Annotated in this window: 25 protein-coding genes and 1 tRNA gene; 6 read left to right on the top strand and 20 right to left on the bottom strand. The window is 60.8% G+C overall.

The features are described from left to right. Positions 1 to 23: 23 nt before the first annotated feature. Positions 24 to 449, bottom strand: coding sequence for a nucleoside-diphosphate kinase (ndk, locus tag ACK2VC_RS16055; protein ID WP_486731382.1), 426 nt, complete (start codon positions 447 to 449; stop codon positions 24 to 26). A 207-nt stretch (positions 450 to 656) separates the two neighbouring features. On the opposite strand from ndk, the gene ACK2VC_RS16050 reads away from it, so the two are divergent. Beyond that, positions 657 to 1,349 carry a Bax inhibitor-1/YccA family protein gene (locus ACK2VC_RS16050; protein ID WP_486731381.1) on the top strand — a complete coding sequence of 231 codons (693 nt, stop codon included), beginning with the start codon at positions 657 to 659 and terminating at the stop codon, positions 1,347 to 1,349. A 56-nt stretch (positions 1,350 to 1,405) separates the two neighbouring features. Here ACK2VC_RS16050 and ACK2VC_RS16045 read toward each other — a convergent pair whose 3' ends face one another. Further along, a complete protein-coding gene (locus tag ACK2VC_RS16045; protein WP_486731380.1) occupies positions 1,406 to 2,230 on the bottom strand; it encodes a uracil-DNA glycosylase family protein in 825 nt (274 codons plus the stop codon). 177 nt (positions 2,231 to 2,407) lie between these two features. Next, the gene (gene uvrB / locus ACK2VC_RS16040) at positions 2,408 to 4,504 is read right to left on the bottom strand and encodes an excinuclease ABC subunit UvrB (RefSeq protein WP_486731379.1); all 2,097 of its coding nucleotides are present in this window, start codon (positions 4,502 to 4,504) and stop codon (positions 2,408 to 2,410) included. 116 nt (positions 4,505 to 4,620) lie between these two features. Here uvrB and ACK2VC_RS16035 point away from each other — a divergent pair, with 116 nt between their 5' ends. Beyond that, positions 4,621 to 5,835: an amino acid aminotransferase gene (locus ACK2VC_RS16035; RefSeq protein WP_486731378.1), complete on the top strand. Its 1,215-nt coding sequence runs from the start codon at positions 4,621 to 4,623 to the stop codon at positions 5,833 to 5,835. Between the two features lie 111 nt (positions 5,836 to 5,946). Further along, positions 5,947 to 6,022: transfer RNA gene (locus ACK2VC_RS16030), tRNA-Asn, on the top strand. A 135-nt stretch (positions 6,023 to 6,157) separates the two neighbouring features. Here the strand turns inward: ACK2VC_RS16030 and ACK2VC_RS16025 are convergent. Both ACK2VC_RS16025 and ACK2VC_RS16020 read right to left on the bottom strand, forming a co-directional pair. Then, positions 6,158 to 6,607, bottom strand: coding sequence for a CBS domain-containing protein (locus ACK2VC_RS16025; protein WP_486731377.1), 450 nt, complete (start codon positions 6,605 to 6,607; stop codon positions 6,158 to 6,160). Positions 6,608 to 6,918: 311 nt separating this feature from the next. Continuing rightward, positions 6,919 to 7,359, bottom strand: a complete 441-nt coding sequence (locus ACK2VC_RS16020) for a CBS domain-containing protein (protein WP_486731376.1) — start codon at positions 7,357 to 7,359, stop codon at positions 6,919 to 6,921. 412 nt (positions 7,360 to 7,771) lie between these two features. On the opposite strand from ACK2VC_RS16020, the gene ACK2VC_RS16015 reads away from it, so the two are divergent. Beyond that, a complete protein-coding gene (locus ACK2VC_RS16015; RefSeq protein ID WP_486731375.1) occupies positions 7,772 to 8,188 on the top strand; it encodes a rhodanese-like domain-containing protein in 417 nt (138 codons plus the stop codon). 74 nt (positions 8,189 to 8,262) lie between these two features. On the opposite strand, the gene ACK2VC_RS16010 is transcribed toward ACK2VC_RS16015, so the two are convergent. Continuing rightward, positions 8,263 to 8,475 carry a DUF3820 family protein gene (locus ACK2VC_RS16010; RefSeq protein ID WP_486733262.1) on the bottom strand — a complete coding sequence of 71 codons (213 nt, stop codon included), beginning with the start codon at positions 8,473 to 8,475 and terminating at the stop codon, positions 8,263 to 8,265. Positions 8,476 to 8,699: 224 nt separating this feature from the next. On the opposite strand from ACK2VC_RS16010, the gene ACK2VC_RS16005 reads away from it, so the two are divergent. Next, positions 8,700 to 9,290: an IclR family transcriptional regulator gene (locus tag ACK2VC_RS16005; protein ID WP_486731374.1), complete on the top strand. Its 591-nt coding sequence runs from the start codon at positions 8,700 to 8,702 to the stop codon at positions 9,288 to 9,290. Between the two features lie 503 nt (positions 9,291 to 9,793). Here ACK2VC_RS16005 and ACK2VC_RS16000 read toward each other — a convergent pair. After that, complete coding sequence (locus tag ACK2VC_RS16000; protein WP_486731373.1) at positions 9,794 to 9,949, bottom strand: hypothetical protein; 156 nt, start codon at positions 9,947 to 9,949, stop codon at positions 9,794 to 9,796. A gap of 102 nt (positions 9,950 to 10,051) precedes the next feature. Next, the gene (locus tag ACK2VC_RS15995; RefSeq protein WP_486731372.1) at positions 10,052 to 11,047 is read right to left on the bottom strand and encodes an NmrA family NAD(P)-binding protein; all 996 of its coding nucleotides are present in this window, start codon (positions 11,045 to 11,047) and stop codon (positions 10,052 to 10,054) included. 91 nt (positions 11,048 to 11,138) lie between these two features. On the opposite strand from ACK2VC_RS15995, the gene ACK2VC_RS15990 reads away from it, so the two are divergent. After that, positions 11,139 to 12,038 carry a LysR family transcriptional regulator gene (locus ACK2VC_RS15990; RefSeq protein WP_486731371.1) on the top strand — a complete coding sequence of 300 codons (900 nt, stop codon included), beginning with the start codon at positions 11,139 to 11,141 and terminating at the stop codon, positions 12,036 to 12,038. Positions 12,039 to 12,256: 218 nt separating this feature from the next. Here ACK2VC_RS15990 and ACK2VC_RS15985 read toward each other — a convergent pair whose 3' ends face one another. From ACK2VC_RS15985 to ACK2VC_RS15930, 12 genes are read right to left on the bottom strand one after another with little or no spacing between them, the layout of a single operon-like run. Continuing rightward, on the bottom strand, positions 12,257 to 12,751 hold the full coding sequence (locus ACK2VC_RS15985) for a hypothetical protein (protein ID WP_486731370.1): 495 nt from the start codon (positions 12,749 to 12,751) through the stop codon (positions 12,257 to 12,259). Further along, on the bottom strand, positions 12,748 to 13,413 hold the full coding sequence (locus tag ACK2VC_RS15980) for a hypothetical protein (RefSeq protein WP_486731369.1): 666 nt from the start codon (positions 13,411 to 13,413) through the stop codon (positions 12,748 to 12,750). The genes ACK2VC_RS15985 and ACK2VC_RS15980 overlap by 4 nt, the downstream gene beginning before the upstream one ends. Further along, positions 13,410 to 13,757 carry a hypothetical protein gene (locus tag ACK2VC_RS15975; protein WP_486731368.1) on the bottom strand — a complete coding sequence of 116 codons (348 nt, stop codon included), beginning with the start codon at positions 13,755 to 13,757 and terminating at the stop codon, positions 13,410 to 13,412. Before ACK2VC_RS15975 ends, ACK2VC_RS15980 begins: the two co-directional genes overlap by 4 nt. Continuing rightward, positions 13,754 to 13,948: a hypothetical protein gene (locus ACK2VC_RS15970; RefSeq protein WP_486731367.1), complete on the bottom strand. Its 195-nt coding sequence runs from the start codon at positions 13,946 to 13,948 to the stop codon at positions 13,754 to 13,756. The genes ACK2VC_RS15975 and ACK2VC_RS15970 overlap by 4 nt, the downstream gene beginning before the upstream one ends. Positions 13,949 to 13,956: 8 nt before the next feature. Continuing rightward, positions 13,957 to 14,253 carry a DUF5658 family protein gene (locus ACK2VC_RS15965; RefSeq protein WP_486731366.1) on the bottom strand — a complete coding sequence of 99 codons (297 nt, stop codon included), beginning with the start codon at positions 14,251 to 14,253 and terminating at the stop codon, positions 13,957 to 13,959. Next, positions 14,250 to 14,678: a hypothetical protein gene (locus ACK2VC_RS15960; protein WP_486731365.1), complete on the bottom strand. Its 429-nt coding sequence runs from the start codon at positions 14,676 to 14,678 to the stop codon at positions 14,250 to 14,252. Before ACK2VC_RS15960 ends, ACK2VC_RS15965 begins: the two co-directional genes overlap by 4 nt. Next, positions 14,678 to 17,467 carry a hypothetical protein gene (locus ACK2VC_RS15955; protein WP_486731364.1) on the bottom strand — a complete coding sequence of 930 codons (2,790 nt, stop codon included), beginning with the start codon at positions 17,465 to 17,467 and terminating at the stop codon, positions 14,678 to 14,680. Before ACK2VC_RS15955 ends, ACK2VC_RS15960 begins: the two co-directional genes overlap by 1 nt. Beyond that, positions 17,467 to 18,354, bottom strand: a complete 888-nt coding sequence (locus ACK2VC_RS15950; protein WP_486731363.1) for a hypothetical protein — start codon at positions 18,352 to 18,354, stop codon at positions 17,467 to 17,469. Before ACK2VC_RS15950 ends, ACK2VC_RS15955 begins: the two co-directional genes overlap by 1 nt. Next, a complete protein-coding gene (locus ACK2VC_RS15945) occupies positions 18,351 to 23,399 on the bottom strand; it encodes a hypothetical protein (protein WP_486731362.1) in 5,049 nt (1,682 codons plus the stop codon). Before ACK2VC_RS15945 ends, ACK2VC_RS15950 begins: the two co-directional genes overlap by 4 nt. 14 nt (positions 23,400 to 23,413) lie before the next feature. After that, positions 23,414 to 23,800, bottom strand: a complete 387-nt coding sequence (locus ACK2VC_RS15940; protein ID WP_486731361.1) for a DUF1799 domain-containing protein — start codon at positions 23,798 to 23,800, stop codon at positions 23,414 to 23,416. After that, entirely contained in the window at positions 23,776 to 24,114 is a 339-nt protein-coding gene (locus tag ACK2VC_RS15935; protein ID WP_486731360.1) for a hypothetical protein, read from the bottom strand. Before ACK2VC_RS15935 ends, ACK2VC_RS15940 begins: the two co-directional genes overlap by 25 nt. Positions 24,115 to 24,146: 32 nt before the next feature. Next, positions 24,147 to 25,109, bottom strand: a complete 963-nt coding sequence (locus ACK2VC_RS15930) for a phage tail tube protein (RefSeq protein WP_486731359.1) — start codon at positions 25,107 to 25,109, stop codon at positions 24,147 to 24,149. Positions 25,110 to 25,148 lie beyond the last annotated feature (39 nt).

Below are 25,148 nucleotides of genomic sequence, written 5' to 3'. Positions count from 1 at the left end.
AGCGGCTTCGGCGAAAGCGCCGATTAACGTGAATAAACGTTCAGTGCCGGGAAGAAATAGGCAATTTCAACTTGCGCCGTCTCGGCCGCATCCGAACCGTGTACCGCGTTGGCGTCGATGGAATCGGCGAAATCGGCGCGGATCGTGCCTTTTTCGGCCTTCTTCGGATCGGTGGCGCCCATCAAGTCGCGATGGCGGAGGATCGCGTTTTCGCCTTCGAGAACCTGCACGATGACGGGCCCGGAAATCATGAACTCGACCAGGTCCTTGAAGAACGGACGTTCGCGGTGCACGGCGTAGAAACCTTCGGCTTCGGCGCGCGACAGATGCATCATGCGGGCGGCAATGATTTTCAGGCCGGCGTTTTCAAAACGGGTATAAATCTGTCCGATTACGTTTTTTGCGACTGCGTCGGGCTTGATAATCGACAGGGTGCGTTCAATTGCCATCTATGAAAACTCCAATGAAATGAAAGGGTTAAAGCGATGATCCGAAAATTTGTTTAGCCTAGAATTTTATCATGAAACCCCGGCAACCACGGCACCGCATGACGACCTTCACACGACCGCCGGAACGCCGCCGCCCGGCGAGACTCGTATATACTCTGACATTGTATTGAACTGCATACCGCATTTTGCGGACACACTGGAGGCAAAATGAACCAAAACATTCAATCGGCTTACGGCAATGCCAGCGCCGCGCTGGTAGTACGCAACCGGGTGCTGCGCAACACCTACTGGCTGCTGGCCATCTCGATGATTCCCACCATCCTCGGCGCCTGGCTCGGTGTGCAACTCAAGCTGTCGCTGTTTGCCGGCAGCCCGATGATCGGCTTCATCGCCTTCCTGGCGATCGCGTTCGGCTTCATGTATGCGATCGAAAAAACCAAGACTTCCGGCCTCGGCGTCGTGGTTTTGCTTGGCTTCACCTTCTTCATGGGCGTGATGCTGTCGCGCCTGATCGGCCATGTGCTCGGCTTCTCCAATGGCGCATCGCTGGTGATGACGGCCTTCGGCGGCACGGCGGCGATTTTCGGCGTGATGGCAACCGTGGCCACGGTCTCCAAGCGCGATTTTTCCGGAATGGGCAAATGGCTGTTTGCCGGCGTGCTGGTGATCATCCTTGCTGCCGCTGCCAATATTTTCCTGCAGTTACCGGCGCTGTATCTGACCATCTCGGTGGTCGCAATCGCCATATTCTCGGCCTACATCCTGTATGACGTGCAACAGGTGCTGAATGGCGGCGAAACCAACTATATCTCGGCAACCCTGGCGATCTATCTGGATCTGTACAACATTTTCGCCAACCTGCTATCGCTACTCGGAATTTTCGGCGGCAGCCGCGATTAAGCGCTTTAGCCAATAAAAAACCGGCCCGCGGGCCGGTTTTTTATTGGGCAACCGCCTCATTCGACCGGCGCCGCCGGATCCGCAGCCAGCGGCGCCTTGCGCAACAATTGCATCGGTCCGAACAAGGCCTGCATGACCGGATTGGTGATGAAGCTCAGATTGTAGGGGTGTTCGGAAACCGCCTTCGGGAAGCGGCCGCTGACCGGCAACTGATCCAGTTGGCCGGCGATTTTGCCCCACAGCACCAGCGTCGGCGGCGCCACTCCGCACTCCTCGGCTTGTGCCGCCAGCGCCGCCAGCACCGCGTGCATGAAAGGCAGCCACGCCCTGGCCTCCTTTGCCGGCGGCATCTCCGGCCGGTATACCAGCGTCGCGTTCAATAGCAGGAAGCCGTTATCGAGCAGCCGCTGCTGCAAATCGGCGCGGCTGCGAATCCAGCCGGAGCCATCCGCTTGTGCCCGCTGCGCGACCGCCGTCAGCGCGCCGGCAGAAAGATGCTGCGGCTGCGCATGCCCCCCGGCCACCAGCAGCATCTTCATGAAGTTGCGCAGCGAGGTGGCGCGGTTGACCGCTTTCGACAAGCCCTGTTCCGACCATAGCGAATCGACCGCGCCATCCATGAAGCACACGCCGGTGGCGCTGGCCGCGCGCGGATACGGCCCTTCGCCGATCAGGACATACCGCACCTGCCGCAGCGGACCGGCGAACGCCGCAAACAGGCGACCATCGGTCGGCAGATAGGCGCCGGCTTCGAGTCCGGGCAAATAGGCTGGATCAAGCTGCGCCATCGCCTCCAGCCCTTGCCGCAAGATGGCATGCCAGGAAGAGTGGGTGGAAGCGAGAGCGGCAGAAATGGGAGCGGGAATCACGAAAGATGGCATCGATAAAAAGGGATGAAAGCAATCGGCGGCAAACCGTCCGCTGGCACCGGACCGGTACGCGACACCTCATATACTCCCAGTTTCATACCATGATTCCGGATATAAAACGGGCATTTTAATAATATACTCTCAAAATACTTGAAAAACTGGTGCTGGACAACCCGATGCGCCCGGCGCCTACGCCTTGCCCAACAAGGAGGCGACATTCTCCCCACCCGAGGCGCCGAACAACTGCTGCTTCAAGCTGGCGAGCTGATCGCGCACCTGTGCCGCTTTCTCGAACTCCAGATTCCTGGCATGGTCCAGCATCAGTTTTTCCAGCCGCTTGATCTCCTTGCTGGCCTGCTTTTCGCTCATCGCCTCATAGCGCGCGTGCTCCTCCGCCGCCTGCATTTCCTCGCGCGCCTCCTGCGGACTGTAGACGCCGTCGATCAGTTCGCGGATGGTCTTCTTGATGCCGATCGGCGTGATGCCGTTGGCCAGATTGAACGCGACCTGCTTGCTACGGCGGCGGTCGGTTTCGTCGATCGCGCGCCGCATCGAATCGGTGATCTTGTCGCCGTACAGGATCGCGGTGCCGTTCAGGTTGCGCGCGGCGCGGCCGATGGTCTGGATCAGGCTGCGCTCGGAACGCAAGAACCCCTCCTTGTCGGCGTCCAGGATTGCCACCAGCGACACTTCGGGAATATCCAGCCCCTCGCGCAGCAGGTTGATGCCGACCAGCACATCGAAGGTGCCCAGCCGCAGGTCGCGGATGATTTCGACCCGCTCGACGGTATCGATGTCGCTGTGCAGATAGCGCACCTTGATGCCGTTTTCATCCAGGAATTCGGTCAACTGCTCGGCCATGCGCTTGGTCAGCGTGGTGACCAGCACCCGCTCGTTCTTCTTCACGCGCTGGTTGATTTCCGACATCAGGTCGTCCACCTGGCTGGAAGCCGGGCGCACGCTGATCGCCGGATCGGTCAGGCCGGTCGGGCGCACCACCTGCTCCACTACCTGCCCGGCGTGCGCAGTTTCGTACTCGGCCGGGGTTGCCGAGACGAACACGGTCTGGCGCATTTTCGATTCGAATTCATCGAAGCGCAGCGGCCGGTTGTCGAGTGCCGACGGCAGGCGGAAACCATAATCGACCAGGTTGGTCTTGCGCGCCCGGTCACCGTTGTACATGCCGTTCAATTGCCCGATCAGCACGTGCGATTCGTCCAGGAACATCAGGGCATCCTGCGGCAGATAATCCACCAGCGTCGGCGGCGGCTCGCCCGGCTGGGCGCCGGACAGGTGGCGCGAATAGTTCTCGATGCCCTTGGTGAAACCGATTTCCTGCATCATTTCCAAGTCAAACCGGGTGCGCTGCTCGAGCCGCTGTTCCTCGACCAGCTTGCCTTCCTGCCGGAACCACGCCAGCCGTTCGCGCAATTCGTCCTTGATGGTTTCGATCGCGCGCAGCACGGTGGCACGCGGCGTCACGTAATGCGAGCCGGGATAGACTGTGAAGCGCGGAATCTTTTGCCGCACGCGGCCAGTCAACGGATCGAACAACTGCAGGCTGTCGATTTCGTCGTCGAACATGTCGATGCGCAGCGCAAGTTCGGCATGTTCAGCCGGAAAGACGTCGATCGTGTCACCCCGCACGCGGAAGGTACCGCGCGCAAAATCGACCTCGTTGCGCGTGTATTGCATCTGGATCAGGCGCGCGATGACGTCGCGCTGGCTCAGCTTGTCGTGGGCGCGCAGGGTCAGGATCATCTGATGGTATTCGTTCGGGTTGCCGATACCGTAGATCGCCGACACCGTTGCCACGATCACTACGTCGCGCCGCTCCATCAGCGACTTGGTGCAGGACAGCCGCATCTGCTCGATGTGTTCGTTGATCGAGGAATCCTTCTCGATGAACAGGTCGCGCTGCGGCACGTACGCTTCCGGCTGGTAATAGTCGTAATAGCTGACGAAATATTCGACCGCATTCTGCGGGAAGAACTCGCGGAATTCGCTGTACAGTTGCGCCGCCAGCGTCTTGTTCGGCGCGAACACGATCGCCGGCCGCCCCAGCCGCGCAATCACGTTGGCCATCGTATAAGTCTTGCCGGAACCGGTCACGCCCAACAGGGTCTGGTAGAACAGGCCGTCCTCGACTCCCTCCACCAGCTTGGCGATTGCCTGCGGCTGGTCGCCGGCCGGCGCGAATGGCTGATACAGCTTGTACGGGGAATCGGGAAAGGTAATGATCCGGGATTCGTCGAGCGTGCTCGGCACTTCGGATAGTTCAGCCATTGCATTCGACCTTTGGTAAAATTCTCGTTTGCAATTCAGCGCCGGGCTTAAGGTTCCGCACCGCGTTGAACCCTCCTTGCAACCCAAAATTGCAATCAACTTTTCATGTTATCACGATGAACGCACCCACTTCTGCCGCCCTCTTCAGCACCGTTCAACTGGCCCCGCGCGATCCGATTCTCGGCATCACCGAAGCCTATAACGCCGATCAAAATCCGCAAAAAATCAATCTCGGGGTCGGCGTTTACTATGACGACAACGGCAAGGTGCCGCTGCTGGAATGCGTGCAGAAAGCGGAAGCGCAATTGGCGCAAAAACTGGCACCGCGCAGCTATCTGCCGATCGATGGCCTGCCCGCCTATGACAAGGCCGTGCAAGAACTGGTATTTGGGGCCGACAACCCGGTAGTTCAAGAAAAACGCGCGATCACCGTGCAGGCTCTGGGCGGAACCGGCGCATTGAAACTCGGCGCCGATTTCCTGAAACGCATCGCGCCGACCGCGCAAGTCTGGATCAGCGACCCGAGCTGGGAAAACCACCGCGCATTGTTCGAAGCAGCCGGTTTTACCGTCAACAATTATCCGTACTACGATTCCGAAACGCATGGCGTGGCCTTCGACAAAATGCTCGACGCGCTGAAAACCATGCCGGCCGGCTCAATCGTAGTGCTACACGCCTGCTGCCACAACCCGACCGGCGCCGATCTCTCCGATGCGCAATGGAAAGACGTGATTGCGGTCGTCACCCAGCGCGGCCTGATCCCCTTCCTCGACATGGCCTATCAAGGCTTCGGCGACGGCATCGCGGAAGACGGCAAGGTGGTGCGGCAGTTTGCCCAAGCCGGCGGCCCGCTGTTCGTCTCAAATTCTTTCTCCAAGTCATTCTCGCTGTATGGCGAACGGGTTGGCGCGCTCTCTATCGTCGCCGCCAGCGCCGAGGAAGCCGGCCGCGTGTTGTCGCAATTGAAACGCGTGGTGCGCACCAACTACTCCAACCCGCCGATCCACGGCGGTCAGGTGGTTGCCACCACCCTGGTGGCGCCGGAACTGCGCCAATTGTGGGAAGACGAACTGACTGGCATGCGCGTGCGGATTCGGGAAATGCGGCAATTGCTAGTCAAGAAACTGAAGGAACAGGCGCCGGCCCACGACTTCGATTTCGTCACCCGTCAGCGCGGCATGTTTTCCTATTCGGGCCTGACCAAGGAGCAAGTCGCCCGTCTGCGCAACGAATTTTCGATCTATGCGGTGGATACCGGCCGCATCTGCGTCGCCGCGCTGAATTCGCGCAACATCGACCGAGTTGTGGAGTCAATTGCCAAGGTGCTTTGATACCGGACCAGCAAGCCGGAATCGTTAAGAACGATTGGCGATTCCGGCAGAAAATTTCGGCGCTTAAAGTTTGACACTAAGCGAAGTCCCAGCCTATAATCCTGCTTCTTTTCCCTGATAGCTCAGTCGGTAGAGCGACGGACTGTTAATCCGCAGGTCCCTGGTTCGAGTCCAGGTCGGGGAGCCAAGACACATAAGCCTCGCAGCGATGCGGGGCTTTTTCGTTACGCTCGCGTAAGCATTATTCCGACACTTCCCGTCGACAGACGCTTACGCTCAGCCTCTGCCCGCAACCTGCGGAACGTCGCCATCGCGCGCGACATTACTTTCGCAAGCGCGCTTCCTGCACCGACTGGTCAAACACAGCATCGGTCATCATCGACAATTCTGTGGTCAGCAAATTGATGATGTCGTCGGCGGTGACGATCCCGTACAAGGCGCCGGCAGCCGTCACAACTGGCATCCTGCGTATCCGGTGATCGCGCATCAGGCGCAATGTTTCAATAAAACCGGCCTCTTCGGATACCGTCACGATCGGCCTGCTCATGAAATCACCCGCCGTGAACGCCTCCGGGTCGAGTTGCAGCGCAATCGTTTCGATCACGATATCGCGATCGGTGATGATGCCCACCGGTATGTTTTCCCCGTCCTTGGTTTCGATCACAATCACATCGCCGACATGGTGCTTGCGCATCAGTGCGGCCACTGCCGGCAGCGAAGCATCGGCCTCGCAGGATACAACGCCAATGTTGCAACACTCCTTGATCGGCATGGCAATTCTCCCGTCCTCTCTGGTTCAGTCTGCGGCTTGAACTATGATCCGCCGACTACCATCTTGGTCCGCAAAAATGTCCTGGCTCTGATCTGGAGCAGCATCCGCTCAATCGGCCGGCGGATGCGCGCCGGGAGCTTTTGCACACTGTTCTTGCGTAACCCTGCTTCGGCTTCACCCGGGCTTGCTTTCGACATGGGGCGCATATCTCGCCGACAACCTCCCTGCCTGCATCGGCAACTCGATCGATCGCCACTACTCCAGCTCGGTGATCATCAACCAAGGGAACGAGCACGACTGTGAACCGGAGCTTAACCGCGGTCGCCGCGGATGTAATGCTCGAGTTGCTGGATCATGAACTGCTGCTCGGAAATGATGTCCTTCACCAGGTCGCCGATCGAGATCAGGCCGATCAGCTTGCCGCCATCCATGACCGGCAGATGGCGCAGCCGGTTTTCGGTCATCAGTGCCATGCACTCCTCGTTGGTTTGCTCGGGGCTGACGTACATGACGGAGGAAGTCATGATGTCGCGCACCGGCGTTTCCTTGGACGATCGCCCCATGAGCACCACTTTCCTGGCGTAGTCGCGCTCGGTAATGATGCCGACCACCGCCTCGCCCTCCATCACCAGGAGCGCACCGATGCGCTGTTGTGCCATCAGTTTGACGGCATCCAGTACCGAAGCCGTCGGCCCGATCGTGTGGACGACCTGGCTAAGCTTGGAGCGCAGAATATGGGAGACCCTTTTCATCGCCGAACTCCTTCCTGAAGATCGATAAGAGAATCATATACCCGTGCATTTTTTATCGGTGGGCTGGCCTGCCTCGCCTCCACCCAACTACAAAATAAAAATTCCCGCCGGCATGCTGTCGTTTCACCGCGCCGATGGTGAAATTGGCGGCGAAGCGGCTGGAGAAGAAGTTGAAGAGCGCGGCGATCGGCAGGTCGCCGGATCACGGGACAATCGAACACGTACCCCATGCCGATGCGGCGCGCCGGCCCGGACAGTACCCGGGAGAGTCAGATATTTCCGGCACCCGGGTCGCCTCAACGCTCACCATGCGGTTTCGCCGCAACGGTCTGCAGTTACGCATACGGCGCCTGCGCATCGAGGAGTCGATGCCTTGCTATACTTGAAGCCGTTCTCTCACCGGCAAACCGTCATGACAGACTTTCGGATGATCAAACCCCTTTTAGCGAGTCTGCTGCTCGCGATTGCCGCTTCCAGCGTCCCACTGGATGCCACCGCCGCACCGCAAGCGGTGGATGTCCAACAGGCTGCGGCGCTGCAAGGCAGCGGTGCGTTGCTGATCGACGTGCGTGAAACCGATGAATATGCAGAAGGACATGCGCCCGGCAGCGTCCTGATTCCGCTCGGCCAGTTGCAGCAGCGGCTGCCGGAAATCGAGAGTTACAGGGACAAGCCGGTAATACTGATTTGCCGCTCCGGCAGCCGTTCGGCCAAGGCGGTCAAGCAGCTCCAACAGGCCGGCTTTAGCGCGGCCTCCAACATCGAAGGCGGCATGATTGCCTGGAAAAAGGCCGCCTTGCCGGTTGTTTCCGGCAGCGCTGCCCGCTAGATATCACGCATCAACCACTTCGTCCCGGCGAGGTGGCGCGCTTGCCTGCTCCCTACAAAGTCCGGAATACCACTCTACTGATCGCGCAACGGGTCCAGCAGATGCCTCAGGGCGTTATGGTCCAGTTCATACATCAATGCCAGCAAGCCACCCAACTCGCCCTGGGGAAGTCCGGCACGCGCCAGCCAGCCAAGGTAGTGTGCGGGTAAATCCGCAATCAGCCGCCCCTTGTATTTTCCGTAAGGCATTTCGCGGCTGACCAGCAGTTTCAGGTATTCAGGAGTCATCGTCGATGATGGCACGCAGATGGGCCGGTTGGAAGAATTCTCTTCAAAAGGCATGATGATTGATGCCTGCCATTACATCCTGTAAAGTTTCAGGGCGCAGTGGCGGGAACGTGGTGCGGGGATGCGCCCGCGCAAGCGCCCCGCCATCGGTTTGCAGCCATCCGACCGGATCGGACAAACCCGCTTTGGCATTGAGTCTGAGACGATAGCCTCCACCGGCAAAAATGAACCACAAGTCGGCCGACGATCCGAAATCAGAGGAAGATCGCTATTTCACCACGGCGCTGGCGCGCGGGCTGGATGTACTGGCTTGTTTTCGTCCCGAAGACACCACACTGAGCAATCAGCAGATAGCGCAACGCTGCCACCTGCCGAAATCGACCGTGACGCGCATCGTCTATACGCTGACCAAGCGCGGCTATCTCGCCCAGATCAAGCCTGACGGCCGGTATGCGCTGGATACTGCGACGCTGGCGCTGGGCAGCGCGATGCTGGCCGGACTCGATGTTCGCGCCTTCGCGCGGCCGCTCATGCAGGAGTTGGCAGATTTTTCCCAAGGCACGCTGGCGCTCGGCCTGCGCAACCGGCTTTCCATCATTTTTACCGAAGTGGCACGCAGCAGCGCGACGCAGGCCCCGACCTTACAGGTCGGCTCGCACATTCCGATCGCGATCTCGGCGATCGGGCGCGCATATCTGGCCAGTGCCAGCGACAAGGAGCGCAGCGCCATCCTGAAACTGGCGTGCCCAAACGAACCGGGAGACAACGGCGTGCGCGTCGGGATCCAGCGCGGCCGGCAGGATTATCGCGAATAAGGTTGCGCCACCTCGTTTGGCGAATGGCAGCCTGATGTCAACGAAATTGCCGTGACGTTCCGGTCGCACGGCACGATAGCGATGCATGGAGTGAGCTGCTGCGGCCCCTCATCCAGCTTGTCGAAGGAATTCTTACTGGCCGAGGTACGCCCACGACTACTGGTGCTGGCCCGGCAACTGGAATTCTCGGCGCGTTCCTGATACCGGCCAGGCAGCTCGCCAGCCGTCGCCGGACCAACAGAGCCTAGATACTCCTCCAATATTCACATACTCCCATGCATACCACAAAAATTCGTCCATAAAATTTGTCATATCTGAATATACCCCGTTGATTTTTGGGACTCTATGTGAATTTCAGTGGGTAATCGACCCTGAGCTTCCCGCAGAGGACTAAATCATATTGATGCAGTTATCAAGATTGCGAAAGCTGCGGGGATTGCGTTTTTCCAGTTGCACATTGCTGTTGATGGCCGCGAGGATACCGTTGGAAATGCGCAATTTTGCTACTCTACGATGCCCGGCCAGTGCGCCTCGACGGTCTGGGCAAAGGGCGTGAGAGCCGGGGCGTCGGCCGCCGCCTCGGTGTACCACTGGCTCAGGAAGGTGGTCGCGGCTTCGGTATCGGGTATCTCCCACAGGTCATGAAATAGCGTCTGCAAGAGGTACGCCTCGCCCAAGGTCGGGTGCAGGACGCCGACGTCGCTCGACGGTGTCGTGCACCGCGCACAGCCTGTCGTTGGCGTCGGCAAACCGGCTAGGGTTCAGGCGTGAATTGGTGATACGGGGCGGGTACGGGCAAACCCGAGGTCCAGAAGGCTTTGGCGTAGCGCTGTGGCCAGAGGCGTGCCAGCGGGCAAAGAGACGCGGGACGCGAGAGTGCGCCCATCCAATTCATGAGGCCGTTGCCACAAATAGCCCATGCTCGCCAGTTCGCGCCACGGCGGGTAGAACAAGCCCACCATGCGAATGAAACCCCAGGGCAGACTGCCGACATGGAATCCCTGAGACGGCCGCAATTTGAATTCAGTGGCCGCTGCTTCAATACCGGCCAGTAATTCTTGGCCGGTTATCGTGTGGCCTGCAAAGTGCAGGTTCTCAAAATGCGCCGGAGTTGGCTTGGAGGCCACACGTTCAAACGCCCCCGCCAGGTCCGGCAAGTAGGCCCACGCGTGCGAAAGGTCCAGCGGCCCGGGGTAGACGAGCTTGCCGCGTCGGATGTCCTTGACGATTACCTGGTCCAACCAGGAGCCGCTGCCGCAACCGAAGAAGTCGCCAGCGCGAATGACAACGCAACGCATCCCCTGGCCCTGCGTCTGCGCGTCTTGCGCAGCCCGGCGCATCTCGTCCTCCATCGCGGCACGAATGAATGCTTTAGCGTGGTCGGGTTGCTGCGGAGTGTCTTCCCGCAGGACGAAAGGGAGTTGGCTGCCAAAGTTGTAGACATTGCCAGGCAGCATGAAGGTCGCGTCCAAAGCGCGCGCCACTGCAAGTCCCTGGCGCAATAGGGGCAGGGCTTCGGTGTGCCATTGGGTGTAAGGCGGGTTGATGGCATGCACGACGACACTGGCGCCGGCGGTACCGCGAACCATGGCCTCGGTGTCGCTCAAGGCAGTGGTCACCTCCGTCACGCCCGCTGGCCAAGTCGTGGCGGCTGCACGTCGCACCTGCGCCAGCACGCGCCATCCCGAGTTTGCAAAAACCCTTACGGCTGCTTGCCCGAATCGGCCGTTGGCGCCGAGTATCAAGACCGTTTTCATCACGCACTCCTTTTTATTAAGGCCTTTATTCTGGACATGATTTACTCATTCGTAAATTGATGAAGTCAGCAAGCCTGATATACACTAATGCATGGCCATCAATTTTGACTGGAGTCTGGTGCGCAGCTTCCTCGCGGTGCTGGATGCTGGCAGTCTGATGGGCGCCGCCCGCGCCCTGGGCGCGCAACAACCCACCTTGGGGCGCCACATTGCCGAACTGGAAGCCCAACTCGGCACGCCGCTGTTCGAACGCACCGGCCGTGGCCTCGTGCCCACTGCCGCAGCGCTGGCCATGGCCGACGCCGCGCGTCAGATGCAGGACTGTGCGGACCTGCTGGCGCGCCGCATCAACGGAAACCGCGAGGCCACCACCGGCACCGTTCGCATCACCACAAGCGAGGTCGCGGCCAGCTACTTGCTGCCCAGCTTGCTGGCACAATTGCAGCAAGCGGAACCGGGCATCCAGGTCGAGCTAGTGGCCTCCAACCAGATTCACAACCTGCTGCGTCGCGAAGCCGACATCGCCGTGCGGATGGCGCGCCCTGCGCAACAAAGCCTGGTGGCGCGCAAGCTGGCCGACATCCCCATCGTTGCGGCCGCACACGATAGCTACCTGAAGCGTGCGGGAATTCCTCGCAAGCCGGCCGACCTTTTGCGCCACACCCTGATCGGGTACGACAAGGACGACACCATCCAGCGCGGGTTTGCCACGCTGGGCATTGATCTGGCGCGCGAGGTGTTCAGCGTCCGCACGGACAATCATCTGGCCTATGGCCAGCTGCTGGCAGCGGGCGCCGGTATCGGATTCGTAGCCGCCTACAACTTGCGCCACTGGCCAGGCACGCGGACAGTGCTGCCGATGCTGAAGATCCCACCGTTGCCATGCTGGCTAGCCGTGCACCGAGAGATCCGGGGCAGCGCGTTGGTTCGCAGGGTTTATGACTTCCTGGCGGAAGGGATTCCGGCGGAATTGACCAAAAGCTCCCGTTAGCGGCCGCAAAGTGCGGCAAAGCCGGGCATGCCTCTCTCCAAAAACGAAAAGCCCCTTGCGGGGCTTTTTCCTTTTTTCTGGCGGAGAGAGGGGGATTCGAATATACCAAAGCCCATTATTTCATGCGGGTTTCACAGAAATACTGGCAATAAGCTGTCATTTCAGTTTCCACCATGGCCGACGCCTAGTGGCTCCGATTTCGGAATTCGAACCGCCGATTAGTCCTCTCGATTCACCTTCTTCTTCGTCGCTGCCCAGCGCTCCTGCAATTCAGTCAGTTGCTCGGCGTTCGGGATACAGACCTCGGCGTAATTGCGCTTGGCGATGTCGAGCTCGGCTGCGCATGTGGAATCAACGGCCGGGCCGGCTGTGCCAGCACCGGGTCTAGATCCGGCATCGTCACGCACGCCGAGTTGCGCGTCGTTGAGCACCCGGCCAACATCAGCAGGGACAGGGCAATCCACAGGCAGGGCAATTTTGGGTAGCGCACGGGCTTTCTCCAGTTGACGATTGACGCGATCGAGGTAGGCCGCGCTGGCGCGGTTGGTCATGCGCTGTAGTTCGTGCTCCGATTCGCGGGCATTCGCGATATCTTTGGCTTGCGCGGCCACCCAGTCGGCCCGCTCCACGCGTTTTCCGGCATTGAACACATACCAGTAGCTGCCCGCCAACAGCGTGAGCGCGCAAACCGCAGCTATGAGGCGGGCGCTCATAGCAACCCCTCGTATTTTTTCATCCGGTCGAACACCCGCGCCGGATACCGGCTGTTGATCTCGCAGAACGATTCGGCATAGCCGGTGACCCTTTCTCGCGCCTGCGGGCACTGGCGATCCAGATGCCCGAACCATTGCCCCGGATCGCAGGCCGACTCGGCGCGGCACAGCCGCACGCGCTTGGCCACGCTGCCAGCGCCACCGTTGTACTTCGCGGCGTCGCAGGCCCGCGCATCGAGCGTGCTGGACATCATGGCCTCGCAGTCGCGTGCGGTCGAGCGCAGCTTCAGCACCGCCGCACGCAGCTGATAGGTGACGTTGGTGCAATCGGCCCAGGTCCAGCCGGCCAGCGACGGATCCATGCGGCGTGTCTCGGCCAATGCGTCGAAGCGCACACGACCGGCGACGTCATAGGCGATCGTATGCTGCGACAGGCCGCAGCCGTGCTCGCGCGCGGTCTTGAGCCGAGCATTCACTCGCCACAGGCTTTCTTGCTCGATCACGCCGGCCGGAAATTGGCGCGGTACCAGATCGGGCCAGAAGCGATCGATCTCGGCCGCCAGTTGCGGCACCAACTGCGCGGCAGCGCCAGGCAACGGCTGGGCCGATGCCTGGAGGGCCAGCGCCGCGGCGAAGGCCAGCGCGATCCTGCGCAGAATCACAGCACCCCGTACAGGACAATGAAAGCAACCAGCCGCACCGCCCAGGCGAATTGGTGCGCGGCGAAGGCCAGCGCGGCAGACTGCGGGTTGAACTGTGCCATCCGCGCGCACTCCTGCACATCAACTTGTGGCGAAATGCCTATGCGGAGCCACATTACCGAAATCTCCGCCCACGCCAGGATCGCGGCAGCCTTCAGCCCCATCATCAGCTCCGGGAAGCGGCCGACCAGATCAAAGCGGTCGCGCCCCAACTGCACCAACAACTCAAGCCCAAGGAGCGCCATGCACGTCAGCACGAAAAACACCAGCGTGCGCCCTGCCATTCGCCTGATGATTCCCATCACTTCACTCCTTTAAAATAACCTGCTGCCGCAATACCTATAATGGCTACGATGACGGCTTTCCAGACGATGCCCCAAACACCCCGCCCCAGGTCCTTGTAAAAGCGGTTGACGATCGCCTGTTCCGCCTGGTTGACGATCGCCTGCACGTCGGCGTCCGTCAGCGTTCTTTCCCTACTGTCCATTGTCGGCATAGTTGGCCTTATTTTTTGAAGTTGAAAATCACGCGCACATTGTTCGCCACCACCGCCGCGTACACCGCGATCAGAGCGGCGAGAATGTAGAGCACATACTCGGACGGCAGGACGTAGATGTAGATCAGCGTCAGTAGCGCCACTTTCGGCGCCACCAGGCCGAGCGGCAGCTCGAGCTTGTCGATCAGCCACGCCATGACAGGGTTGGTTTCGTAGCCGATCTCGTTGTGGATGATGTACGCAGTACTTGCCACGTCCGCCCCTTGTAGCAGGCAGAGTACGAAATACAAAGCAAGCGCGGTCATGCCGGAACTCCCTCGCCGGCCGGCCGGCGCAGAGCTACCAGGGCCAGCGCTTCCGCCGCCGCCGCGTCGATCACTGCCTGAGCGGCGCTGCGCGCGTCCGCATCCTGATGATCGCCATCGATGTGCTCGCACGCCAGCCGCGCCTGCGCTCGTTCGACCGCCATCGCCGCCGCCAGCAGCGCCATGTCGGCCCGCGCATCGATCCCCGCCTGCCGCGCTGCCTCGGACACCACCGCGTATCGCGCCAGCTCGGCCTGTTCGTCCGCGCTCATCGTGTACTGCCCCAATGCCGCGCCGGTCGCTTTGCGATTCAGAATCGCGGTCGCAACGTCGGAAAACTCGCTGCGAATCATGGCCTCGGTGCGGTTGAGGATGTCGGCCTCGCTCCAGACGTCATTGGCCATCAGATTGATAAAACTCGCCATCAGTTGCTCCTTACGGCCATGATCGATACCCACACGCCAGCACCCGGAGCGACGCCGAACGTGACGGTTTCGCGGAAACCGTCGAAGCTGGTCGTATAGTCTTTGGTCGTGCCGAGCCGCTTCAATGTTCCAGTGGTGTACACCGCCTTGGTCGTGAATCCCAAGGGTAGCGTGAAGGCGGTTTGGGCGCCGACGGCGTCGAACTCGATGAATACGGGCTCTTTACCGAGTGCCTTTTTGGCTTCTGCTTTGCGCTTCAATTCATCGCGCAGCAGCAGTGCCGGTTGGTAAAACCGTGCCGCCGTCGCGCCGCCAGTGATGTACGCCCCTTGACCTGCCGATAGGCTGGTGATGCTGCCAACCGAGGTCGCGGCACTCTCGACGCGCAGCAGATCACGAAATGCACTACGGCCCCAGGAGGTACCAACATGCAGAATGTCGGCATCTTCGTCATGCGCCAGTGCGGTGACGGCAGTAGATGTGCCATCGAGCGTGCATTGGGCGCCGGGCTGGAATAATGGCAGTTCGGTGCGATACATATGGGCGAGTTGATCGGCGGAGGGCGTCGTCATCGTGTAGCGGATCAATGCCTTCGGCAGCGTGCCCTCGATGCGAATCACGCCGGCGCTTTCAGTCACGCCATCCAGCGCCGCGCCGGTCTTGAATTCCCACACACCCGATGCGGCCTTTTGCCATCCCATCAAGAATCCGCCAGTAGCAAAACCGCTGGCAGTCAGGTAATTCGCCACCGAAAATCCGCTATAGCCAACTAGTTGCGCACCCGATGCGACCGGGGCTTTGGTCAGCGTACCGGTGACGTTCAATCCGTTGTTTTTGACGCTGCGGTCAGGGACTGCGAGTTTGCAGGAAACATCGTCTACAACCGCAGTATTTGTGGCATTGAATACCATTACGTGAACGTAGAGCGTCGCCGAAGTCGCTACGAAGGTGAGAGTATTTTCACCCACCACAAAATTAGTGGTGTCGAGGGTCGCTATTGAGGCGCTTCCCACCGCACTGGCACTGACCCAGAAATACCTATTTGCTGTGTTGGATGAAACCAGTGTGCAACGCGCAGTGTAGGTTTTGCCAATCACACAATTGATTGACACGTATCCGCCCTGTCGCATGGATGCGGCAGTTCCCGTGACAGTCATTTGCCCGGATGCCCAGGATAGCGTTCCGCCTTGTGCGGTTGTATTCCACCCGGTTAAGTCCGTGGCAAACGTGCCATTCGCAACTAGCTCACCCGATTCTGTGATTGTCTCCGCTACCGTATCCGCCAGCCAGGCACCTCGAATGTCACCGACCAGCCAGCCGGTGCCGTAGGCGTTCGTAATATGGGCAACCATCGACTTCAGGCTTTGGCCTACTGAAATTTCCTCATTGAGTATTTGGGTGTAGCCCAACTCGCCGCCGTGGGCGACGATGGCCTGCTTGCCAGCGAATTTTGCGCCGGCTGCATACAGTGGCGCGGGAGCAGTGTTGTGAACGTATCGATAAGCGCCGAACCCTGCGGAAAACGGCGGTTTGGCAAACGCAACATTGCTCCCTGCCGCAATCGACCACCACAGGTTGTCCCGCCCATCAAAATGGACATTGCTTGCGCCGACGCTATTAAACCCGTTGACGACCGTGCCATCGTGTTTGATCACGCTGACGCCACCCCCGGTCGCCACGGCAATCGTCGGCACCGCCAAGCCCGTCGCTGGATCAATCGGCGCGCCCGGCAACACGGTCAGGGCGACGCCGTTGACCGTGTTGTGTACAATCGCTTTTGTTGCGTCAATTCCCCCTGCCGTGCCGAGAGATGACAGCGCCCGGCCAGTATAAGTTTGCTTTCCGCTTGTTCTAAAGACAGCCCACTCCTGTGCGATAAAATCAAAGATCGCAAGGTACTGTGCCTCGCCGCCATTCGCCCCAATCAGTAGCTTCCCGCCTTGCGCGAAACAGGATGAGACATTGCTAACGACTTGACCGATCCCCATCGTTGCCCACATCGGGCAACCTGGCTGCGTCAGGTCGTACAGCACGATTCGGCTTGTTTCTGCAATAATCGCTGCCTGCGCCGGGAAGCCGCGCACGTTGCCGCGAAAGACTTCGACGACCTGCGGGCTGGCCGCACCGAGCGCGTAAAATTTCTTGTCGGTGGTGTTCTGAAAATACGCTCCGGTGACCGCGCCAGTCATCGCCCATGCTGCTGCTGCGGTGGCCGCTTGGCCGAGCCATGCGCCGTTGATCGGTTCGTTGTACCAACTCTTGTCCTGGCAGCGCAGGCGCCAGGCGCCGCCATCACTGTCCTTGCTGGTGTCGTAAAGGATGGTCTTGACGATTGAGCCAGAATGCAGGGTCTTGCTGATTGACGGCAGCGTCTCGGCCGGGGCCATGCTTGCGCCCCAGGCGGCGATGGCTTGATCGCGGGCGGCGGACGAGGCGGCGGCGGACGATACAGCGCTTCCTGCCGCGGCCTGAGCATTCGTGTTGGCGGTTGACGCATTGACGGCGGACGCGTCCGCAAATGTCTTGCTGTCCAGCGCACTGGCCTCGGAGGCGGCGGCCAGCAACGCCTTACTCGTGGCGACGCTCGCGCCGTCGGAAGCGGTGGCCGCGCTTACGGCAGCGGCGCTGCTGGACACCGTGGTGGCCGCCTGCTTGGCATTCACGTCGGTCTGCAACGCATTGGCTTCGCTGACAAATGTGGCCAGCGCCCCCAACAGTGCGTCACCGCGCGCCGCAAAGTTGGCTGGATCGGCGCGGCTCGGCGCGGGCGGCAATGGAGCAATCGCCATCAGGTCATCCCTTCAATTTCGAGGTTGCAAAACGATGTCGTTGGATACGCGACATCGATCGAGAAATCACGATAAAAGCCCAGCACGGTCAGCGGTTCAAAGCCGGCATCGTCCACCCCGATCCAGACGCACGGCGTGGCGCGCAGATCGGCCAAGATGCGTTGCACTTTGTTAATCTGGCTGGTGCTCAACATCAGTTGCGCGCTCAAGCGCTTGGAAAACTTCCGCTTGACCAACGTAGTCACGCCGGCGGCGCTGGTGTCCTTGCGACTGAAGTCGATGATGCCAACCGATGCCCCAAACTGCGCATCGCCCAGATCGTAAAAAGTGCCAATGATCAGGGAGCCGCATTTCACGGCGTCAGCGCTGGTGAGCGTGAGCGTGATGTGAGCGTCGATGTAGGGCGGTAGGTCGGTGAACGCCGCTTCGCCAAGCTGCACCGATGGTTCGAAAAAATATTGATACCAGTCGGCGATCACCGTGCCGTCCAGATCCATCTCGTGGTTGTACACAATCGGTCCGGACAGGCCGTCGCGCACAGTGATCGACAGGTGCGCGGCTTCCAGCCCAAACAGAGCCAGGCTGTTGGCATAACCCGGCTTGATCACCACGGTCAACGGGCTGGCGTCAGCCGTTTGTGAGCTGACCTCCTGGTCAAACATCAGCCAGCGATTGGTGGGCGCGATATTCGCCCAGTACAATGCATCGGTGCCTGGCGTGTGCCCGACATTGGGCGTCTGCACCGATTCGTAAATCACGTGCTGGTAGATGACGCGCGCACCGACTGCGTAATCGGTGCCAGCGGTATACGTGGCATAGTCGGCTTCCGCCACGCTGCTGCTGACCAGCATGGTGTCGTCGATGGTGGTCGGCTTGATGACCTTCATGGCGCCACCGTATGCAAAGGTGTGTCGGCATCGGTGCGCACCAAGATGCCGTCCTGCTCTGCGCGCTCAGCCAGCCGCGCCAGCCTGGCATTCGTGGTCGCGATGGCGCGCAACTCGATGCGCATGTTCGCGTTCTCCTGGCGCAGCGCCCGGATTTCGGCGACCATCTCGGTATTGCCGTTGCCGCCGGCCAGCATCGCGCGAGTCTGGGCTGCGTTGAAAATCCGCGACGGCCCGGTCGCCTCCAGCTCGGGGCCGCGCTCGCCGACGATGCGCAGGCCGCCGCCGAAATCGCCGCCGGTCGCAAACGCCGGGACGGCCTGGCCGGTGATCGCCGCGACCACCGCATGCAAACCATCTGCGGTCTTGTCGCGCCCGGCATTGATGGCGTTGACGATCAATTGTTCGGCTGACCTACTGGAAGCATCCAGCGCCGCCAGCGTGGCGTCGATCTGGCCCAGCAGCGCCAGGCTGTCGGCGTCGTAATTGGTCGGCGTCAGCGCTTCCAGCCGGCCGGCGATGGCTTCGGCGCGGGCGATCGCGGTGGCGGCAAAGGTGGTGTAAGCGCCGCCGGAGAGCACATCCTTGGCCTTTTCCAGCATCGGGCTCAGCAGGCCGTTCAATTTGTCGCCGTAGCCGGCCAGCGCCTCGCCGTCGATTGACAGCGCCATCGAGTATGCGGTGGCATAGTCGGCCTGCAGCTTGTCAAGTTGCTGCGCGTCCGTCATCTGGCTGTAGCGGTAATCAGCGACAGTGCCGCGCAGGCCGGCCGCGCTCTTGCCCATCAAGTCAGCCAGCTGCCTTTGCGCTTCGTAATACTTGACCGTCTCTTCGCGCAAGTTCGACAGCTTGCCGACCGATTTGCTGGCATCGATCGCAAAGGCTTGCAGCGCGTCGGCGTAGGCCAGTTGCGCTTGCGTTGCCTGCGCTGTGGCCGCCTCCCGCTCGGCGGCAAGCGCGCTTTGGGATGCTGCCAACGGCCCGGTCAGTGACTGGATTGTTGCGTCGATGCTGGCCAGTTGTGCGTTTCTGACTTCTTCGCCGGCCCGCCGCACCGTGTTGTTGTACGCCTCCGTGGCCTGCACAATCGCAGCATCCACTTGCGCGATCGTGTCATTCAGCCGTTTGTCGGCCGCGTACCTGCGAGATGCGGCTATCGACTGGTAGTAATCCATGACCTGCCAGTCAGCATCGATGCTTGCGTATTCCGCATCGCGCGCGGCTTTTGCTTGCGCCCGAATCTGCTCCTGCCGCACGAGTTCGGCCTGCAGCGTGGCGCTGGCGGCGTTTCTATCAACGCCGCCGGAATAATCCGAGCCGGCGACCGTATCGCGTTGCGCCTGGATCGCGCGCAACTCTGCCTCGCGCTGATCAATAGACGACTGCGCGGCATACATGGCATTCAGCCGCTCATGTGCCGACAGCACTTGCGCATTGCTCGGCAGCCCGGTATTGATGCCGGCAATCCCGCTCTGGATCGCCGCCTTGCTCATCACGGTCGGATTGATGATCTGCAGCGCGGCGTCGCGCAGTGCGATGCGTTCGCTGCCAATGTCGCCGATCACGCCGGAAATTCGTTCGGCCAGGCTCTCAAACACCTTGCCGACCGCGGCGGTAAAGGTTTCGGTATTGACGCCATCCAGGGCGGCACTCAAGCCCTGGAAGTCGATGGTGGCGCCATCGGCACCGCGGCGCAACGCGGTGATCTGGTCACTCAGCAGCCCGGCCGCCAGTTGCGCGCCGCTCAGATCGCCGCTTAAATTCTGCGTGCGGCTGCCGAACGTGATCAAGCCGGATTTGACATCGAGGAACAGGGTCGAAATATTTCCGGCCGCAGTGTAGGTGCTGACCAACGTATCGCCCAGCAGCAGCGTCTTGAGCGTGGCCGCATCGAGCGCCGGTAGCAGTTGGCCGCGCCCGGTGAACACGCTTATCAGATGATCCGCTGCCTCCTGCGCCATCCGCGCCGTGGCGTCGGCCACCGCTGCAAACTCCGGCGCAATCGCCAGCAACGTGACATACGCCGCCCGCCCAGATTCGGTATTCAGATCGAGTGCCAGCGCCATGTCGCGCAGTTGATCTTTACTGCTCGGCAGCGTCAGATTGACCTTCGCCAGAGCGGCCGCCATGTCTTCCTGGCTGCGCGCGGCGCGCTCGCCCTCCGAGTAATACAGCTCGTAGAACTTGGCACTGGCGCCGGTCATGTTCTCCAGGCCGCCAAAGGCATCGGCCAGCTTGCTGGCAGCATCGCCGCCAGCCAGGCCGACCTGGAACACGCGCTGGCGCAGCATCGACAGCCAGGCGTTGGTCGCGGTGATGCTAACCGACAGCCGTTGCAGCGTGTCGCTGGCGGCCTCGCCCTCTTTGCCGAAGGCGTCGATACCCGGCGCCACGGTGCGCGCCAGCGTGTCGCCAATGCCGGCAAAGACGCCGGCAATCAGTTCCTCGTTCTTCTTCGCATCGTCGGTCAGCGTCACGCTGATGCGCTGGCTGAAATTTTCCAACGCATCAGCGGACAGGCCGAGCGTGGCGCCCAGTACGCCGGTCGACGCGCGCATTTTCAGGAACAGGTCGGTGAAATTGCGGCTGGTCACCGCGTCCAGCGCGCCGGTATCGCGGCCGTTGCGGTCGCTGCGGAACCAACCGCCATCCTGATGCCAATCGGCAAAGGTGTTGCCAGCAAAGCCGCTAGCGCCGAACGCGCCTTCGATGCCCTTGCCGCGCAACTCCTTTTCCCCCATGCCGAAGGCGCGGTTGATCAAGCCGCCAATGGCGCCACCGATCACGCCGCCAATCGGCCCGCCCAAGATAGTGCCGATGATCGCGCCGCCAGCATTCGCAATGTTGGCATTGCCGAACGCGGCAAACTTGCCTGAAATAGCGCTGCCGAGCATGTAACCGCCGACCGTCGCCACCACGGATGGCAGCGCGGCACCGATCGAACTGCCAAGGCCTGCGGCTCCCGACGAAGCGCCAAAGCCGCCGGCGCCCTGCATGCCGAAGCCGACATTCATCAGCGATTCGGAGCCGAAGAATTCGCCGACACTGGTGACCATCGAACCGAGGCTGGATGACAAGCCGGCAAAGCCGCCGGTGATCGTGCTGTACAAGGTTTTGGCCGTGCCCAGCAGATTGCTGACGCCACCAAAGCCGCCCTCCACGCCGGCCGCCTGCGCCATGCCGGCCGCGCCAGTTGCCGATACCGTCGCGCCGATCTGGAAAATCCATTTCTTCAACGTCATCTGGTACAGCAGGTCGAGCAAGCCGTTTTTCAGCGCATCGCGCAGGCGATCGAACGCGCTTTTGCCGCTGTCGAAAATCGACACGAAGGTATCGTGCGCAGTGCGGTCGATGCTGTCGAAAATGTCCTTGTATTGCTGCTTGACTTCGGTTTTTTGCAGGATGCCGATGAGTTCTAGCTGTTTGTCGATCTGCTGCTGCGTGGCGACGGCGCCGGCATTGTCGGCGTCGACGCCGTTAAATTTCGCCAGATTCAGTTGCAGTTGCGCCAGCGTGAGTTCGGCGATCTGGCTCTTGCTCAGGCCGAGCTGGTCGTATTCATTCTGCGCCGCTTTCACGGCATCGGAGGCGGCCTTGACGGCGGCGCTGTAGCCTGCCTGCTGTTCCTCGAAATAGGCCTTGATGCTGTCGGCTTCGACCTGGCGCTGCTTGACGCGCTCGTCAACAATGGCGATTTCGGCCTTGTACACGGCCAGCCGTTTTTCCGACACCGCCAATGCATCGATTTCCGCGATCGTTCCAGCCTTGTGCGCGGCGGTCAGTGTCAGTTTGCCGCTGGCCAGATCCTGCACCAGCTTGATGCGCAGCTTGTCGCTTTCGGAGGCGGTTCGGCCCAACGCGATTTCGAGTTCGTTTTCATCGATCTTGGCTTTAATCGACGCCGTCAGATTGATGTAGGCGGCGTTTTCCCTTTCAGCCTCGGCGGCGGCTTTTTTGGCGGCCGCGCCGGCATCTAAAAGGACTTTCGCTGCAGCCTCCGCAGCGATGGTTTTAGCGTGAGCTGCTCCCGCTGCCGCTTCCTGTTGCTCAAATTCAGCAATGGAAAGCGTTTTCAAATCCTTGGATAAACTTGCCGCCGCCGTGCCTGCGGTCAACATTTTCTGTTCCCACTTGTCAAATGCCTCCCTTGCCACTGCGGCGTCGTTGACCATCGCCTCATGAATTGCTCCAACACCCGCGAAATCACCTCGCGCCAGGGCTGCCGCTTGCGCGGCAATCCCACCGATTTCGGTCCCAACCGCTTTGAACACAAACGCGAGATTCCCGCCCAAGATGATGACGGCGCGCAGCGTTTCGGTTAAGGGATTGAAAGAATCTGCAGCGCGGCTTGCGTCGTCCCGTACGTCCAGCATGGTGTCGGCCAAGCTATTCAGCAGCGGCAACATTTGACCCACGGTCTGATTCAGAAAACCATGGGTGCTTGTTAATTCGGCCAGTTTGTCGTTGAGGTCATCGGCTCCTTTCGTGATGTCATCGTTCATGTGCGACAGCCGCTGGCCTTTTTCGACCATCTCGCCGATGCTCTTGCCCCCTTCGGCCAGCAGCGGCGCGGCGCTTTCCCACGATTTGCCGAGCGCTTCGGCACCGACTGCGGCGCGTAGTTGCGGATCCTGAATCGCCACGAAAACATCAGACAACTGCTTAAACGCTTCCAGCGGGTCTTTGGCGGTCACGCCCAACTTGGCGAACTTGTCAGCGTCCTTCGCCATGCTGACCGATAGTTTATTGATCGCTTTCGCCACGCCATCGAGGTCGCTGCCGGACTGTTCGGCGGCGAGTTTCAGGCCCGCCAGATTCTCGACAGTCAAGCCGGTCGATTTGCTCAGGTCGTTCAGATGGTCGGCGGCGTCGATGGCGCCCTTGATCATGCTGGCGAAAGCGCCGATCGACAACGCGCCGCCGATCGCGGTCAGCGTCGACAGCGAATGACTCACATCGCCGATCTTGTCGCCGACCTGTTTCAGGCCGCTGACCACTGGCTGCACGCCATCCAGAGACAGCCGGATTTTTGCTTCAGTCGCCATGCGCTACGCCCCCATCATCTCTTTTCGTTCCAGACATCCAACGCGGCGCGCTCCATGATCTGCAGTCCGGCAAACAGTTCCGGCTGGTCTTTTTTTCGGATGCCGCGCAACGCCATGCAGGCTTGCACGCCGGCATAGTCAAGCCCGGTTGCGCCGCTCATGCCAACCCGCCACTGGGTTTGCACGACAAGCCAGAAATTGAACACCGCAAGATTCTCGGGCCACAGTGCAAAAACCTCTCTCGCTGGCAGCGCGGACTCGGCTTGCAGGCCGAAGGCGGCAAGTGCTTCGGTGACGTTGCTGCCTGCACTGTCTTCGTCATCCGCATCACCCGGGATATGTAGCTGGCCGCGCGCCAGCAGTTGCGCGGCCTGTGTTAGTTTTTTGCCTTCGCGCCACATTCCTTGATGTAGGCATTGAAGATGGTCACTGCGACGCCGGCAGTGCCCAGCATCATGTCGCGCGATTCGTCGTCGAACGCGGACGGTGTGCCGTCTTCTTCCACTACCAGCCGCTGCCCCTCCCAGCCGCGCAGCACGGATGTCAAGAAGTCGCTGACCAGGCTGTCCTTGTCGTCCAAGCGCGCCTTGATTTCAGCTTGATCCAGCCGATCGCAGATGACGCTGAACACGAACGAGGCCAACTTGCCGTTGTCGTTGAGGGTGAATTTGATCGGAACCTTGACCGTGTTTTCAATCACCAGTTTGCGTGCCATGTCTTTCCTTTTGTAATGTGATACCGCTGCGCTTACAGCACGGCGATCTTCAGTTCGTCGTTGCCAGCATCCGGCACCAGGCGCAGGTCGAAGCCGATCATCCGGGTGCCGTCCAGATCCACCTTGCGCGGATTGACCATCTGCACCGCCGGCGCGAATAGCACGATCTGGTTGCCAGCCGCGGTGCCGATGGTCAGCGCCACGCTTTGCGTGGTGTTTGCCTTGACTGCAGTCATGAACGCCACTTCGTCGGCGGCCGACAGCTCCAGCTCGGCCGAGCCGGACGCGCTGCGGTTGGTGATGCGTACCAGTTCCTTCGATAGCAGCGGCGTGAACGCGACCTGGTTGCCAAGGTCAAGCTCGAGGCCAGTCGAGGCCTGGGCTGTGCCGCCGGTGAGCGCGCCGTCGGCATAGGTGGCTCCGAGCGTGATGTCGACGGTGTTGGCCATCGTCATCACCACCGGCTTCTTCCACGCGGTATAGACGCCGGTCGGGTTGGCGACGGCCGATGTGCCGCCAACTTTGCCGGTGAACTCGAATTGCAGCTTCGGGATCTCACCGACCTTGGCGCTGATCTTGCAGTTGCCCATCGCGCCGACCAGCTTGTGCAGCACGCCGTCGTCGTGGTAGTAGATGGTGGCGGTCTTCATGCCGGTCGACACCGGGTTATATTCGACCAGGTCGGGCGCGCTCAGCACCGCTTCCGACATGCCGCAGGCCTGCAGCAGACTGCCCCAGGCCGGCGCGGTGCCGGCGGTGCCGCTGCCGGCCAGCTCGCAGCTAAAACTGACCTTGCTGCTGGCTGTACCGACCAGTTGCTCGTCGGCGCCCAGCGTGCCGCGGACGTTCTTGCGATCGACGTTTTGCGCCTCCAGCGGCGTGAAGGACATGTCCGATACCAGGATGGCGTTGTCGGCGCCGGTCGGCGCGGCGTCGGTGCCGGCGGCGGCTTCCACCTTGGCGAGGATGACGGTGTTGCGAATCAGACGGGTCATGATGGCTCCTGCGTTAGGTCTTGCGTGGGTTGTGGGGTT

This window comes from Herbaspirillum sp. WTB6 (assembly GCF_057457785.1).
Note: the sequence above shows the minus strand (reverse complement) of the source record. Positions and strands in the feature narration are given on the sequence as shown.

Coding starts and splice junctions, on each gene's coding strand:
- ndk (WP_486731382.1), bottom strand. CDS start 449: ATGGCAATTGAACGCACCCTGTCGATTATCAAGCCCGACGCAGTCGCA.
- ACK2VC_RS16050 (WP_486731381.1), top strand. CDS start 657: ATGAACCAAAACATTCAATCGGCTTACGGCAATGCCAGCGCCGCGCTG.
- ACK2VC_RS16045 (WP_486731380.1), bottom strand. CDS start 2,230: ATGCCATCTTTCGTGATTCCCGCTCCCATTTCTGCCGCTCTCGCTTCC.
- uvrB (WP_486731379.1), bottom strand. CDS start 4,504: ATGGCTGAACTATCCGAAGTGCCGAGCACGCTCGACGAATCCCGGATC.
- ACK2VC_RS16035 (WP_486731378.1), top strand. CDS start 4,621: ATGAACGCACCCACTTCTGCCGCCCTCTTCAGCACCGTTCAACTGGCC.
- ACK2VC_RS16025 (WP_486731377.1), bottom strand. CDS start 6,607: ATGCCGATCAAGGAGTGTTGCAACATTGGCGTTGTATCCTGCGAGGCC.
- ACK2VC_RS16020 (WP_486731376.1), bottom strand. CDS start 7,359: ATGAAAAGGGTCTCCCATATTCTGCGCTCCAAGCTTAGCCAGGTCGTC.
- ACK2VC_RS16015 (WP_486731375.1), top strand. CDS start 7,772: ATGACAGACTTTCGGATGATCAAACCCCTTTTAGCGAGTCTGCTGCTC.
- ACK2VC_RS16010 (WP_486733262.1), bottom strand. CDS start 8,475: ATGACTCCTGAATACCTGAAACTGCTGGTCAGCCGCGAAATGCCTTAC.
- ACK2VC_RS16005 (WP_486731374.1), top strand. CDS start 8,700: ATGAACCACAAGTCGGCCGACGATCCGAAATCAGAGGAAGATCGCTAT.
- ACK2VC_RS15995 (WP_486731372.1), bottom strand. CDS start 11,047: ATGAAAACGGTCTTGATACTCGGCGCCAACGGCCGATTCGGGCAAGCA.
- ACK2VC_RS15990 (WP_486731371.1), top strand. CDS start 11,139: ATGGCCATCAATTTTGACTGGAGTCTGGTGCGCAGCTTCCTCGCGGTG.
- ACK2VC_RS15985 (WP_486731370.1), bottom strand. CDS start 12,751: ATGAGCGCCCGCCTCATAGCTGCGGTTTGCGCGCTCACGCTGTTGGCG.
- ACK2VC_RS15970 (WP_486731367.1), bottom strand. CDS start 13,948: ATGCCGACAATGGACAGTAGGGAAAGAACGCTGACGGACGCCGACGTG.
- ACK2VC_RS15965 (WP_486731366.1), bottom strand. CDS start 14,253: ATGACCGCGCTTGCTTTGTATTTCGTACTCTGCCTGCTACAAGGGGCG.
- ACK2VC_RS15960 (WP_486731365.1), bottom strand. CDS start 14,678: ATGGCGAGTTTTATCAATCTGATGGCCAATGACGTCTGGAGCGAGGCC.
- ACK2VC_RS15955 (WP_486731364.1), bottom strand. CDS start 17,467: ATGGCGATTGCTCCATTGCCGCCCGCGCCGAGCCGCGCCGATCCAGCC.
- ACK2VC_RS15950 (WP_486731363.1), bottom strand. CDS start 18,354: ATGAAGGTCATCAAGCCGACCACCATCGACGACACCATGCTGGTCAGC.
- ACK2VC_RS15945 (WP_486731362.1), bottom strand. CDS start 23,399: ATGGCGACTGAAGCAAAAATCCGGCTGTCTCTGGATGGCGTGCAGCCA.
- ACK2VC_RS15940 (WP_486731361.1), bottom strand. CDS start 23,800: ATGTGGCGCGAAGGCAAAAAACTAACACAGGCCGCGCAACTGCTGGCG.
- ACK2VC_RS15935 (WP_486731360.1), bottom strand. CDS start 24,114: ATGGCACGCAAACTGGTGATTGAAAACACGGTCAAGGTTCCGATCAAA.
- ACK2VC_RS15930 (WP_486731359.1), bottom strand. CDS start 25,109: ATGACCCGTCTGATTCGCAACACCGTCATCCTCGCCAAGGTGGAAGCC.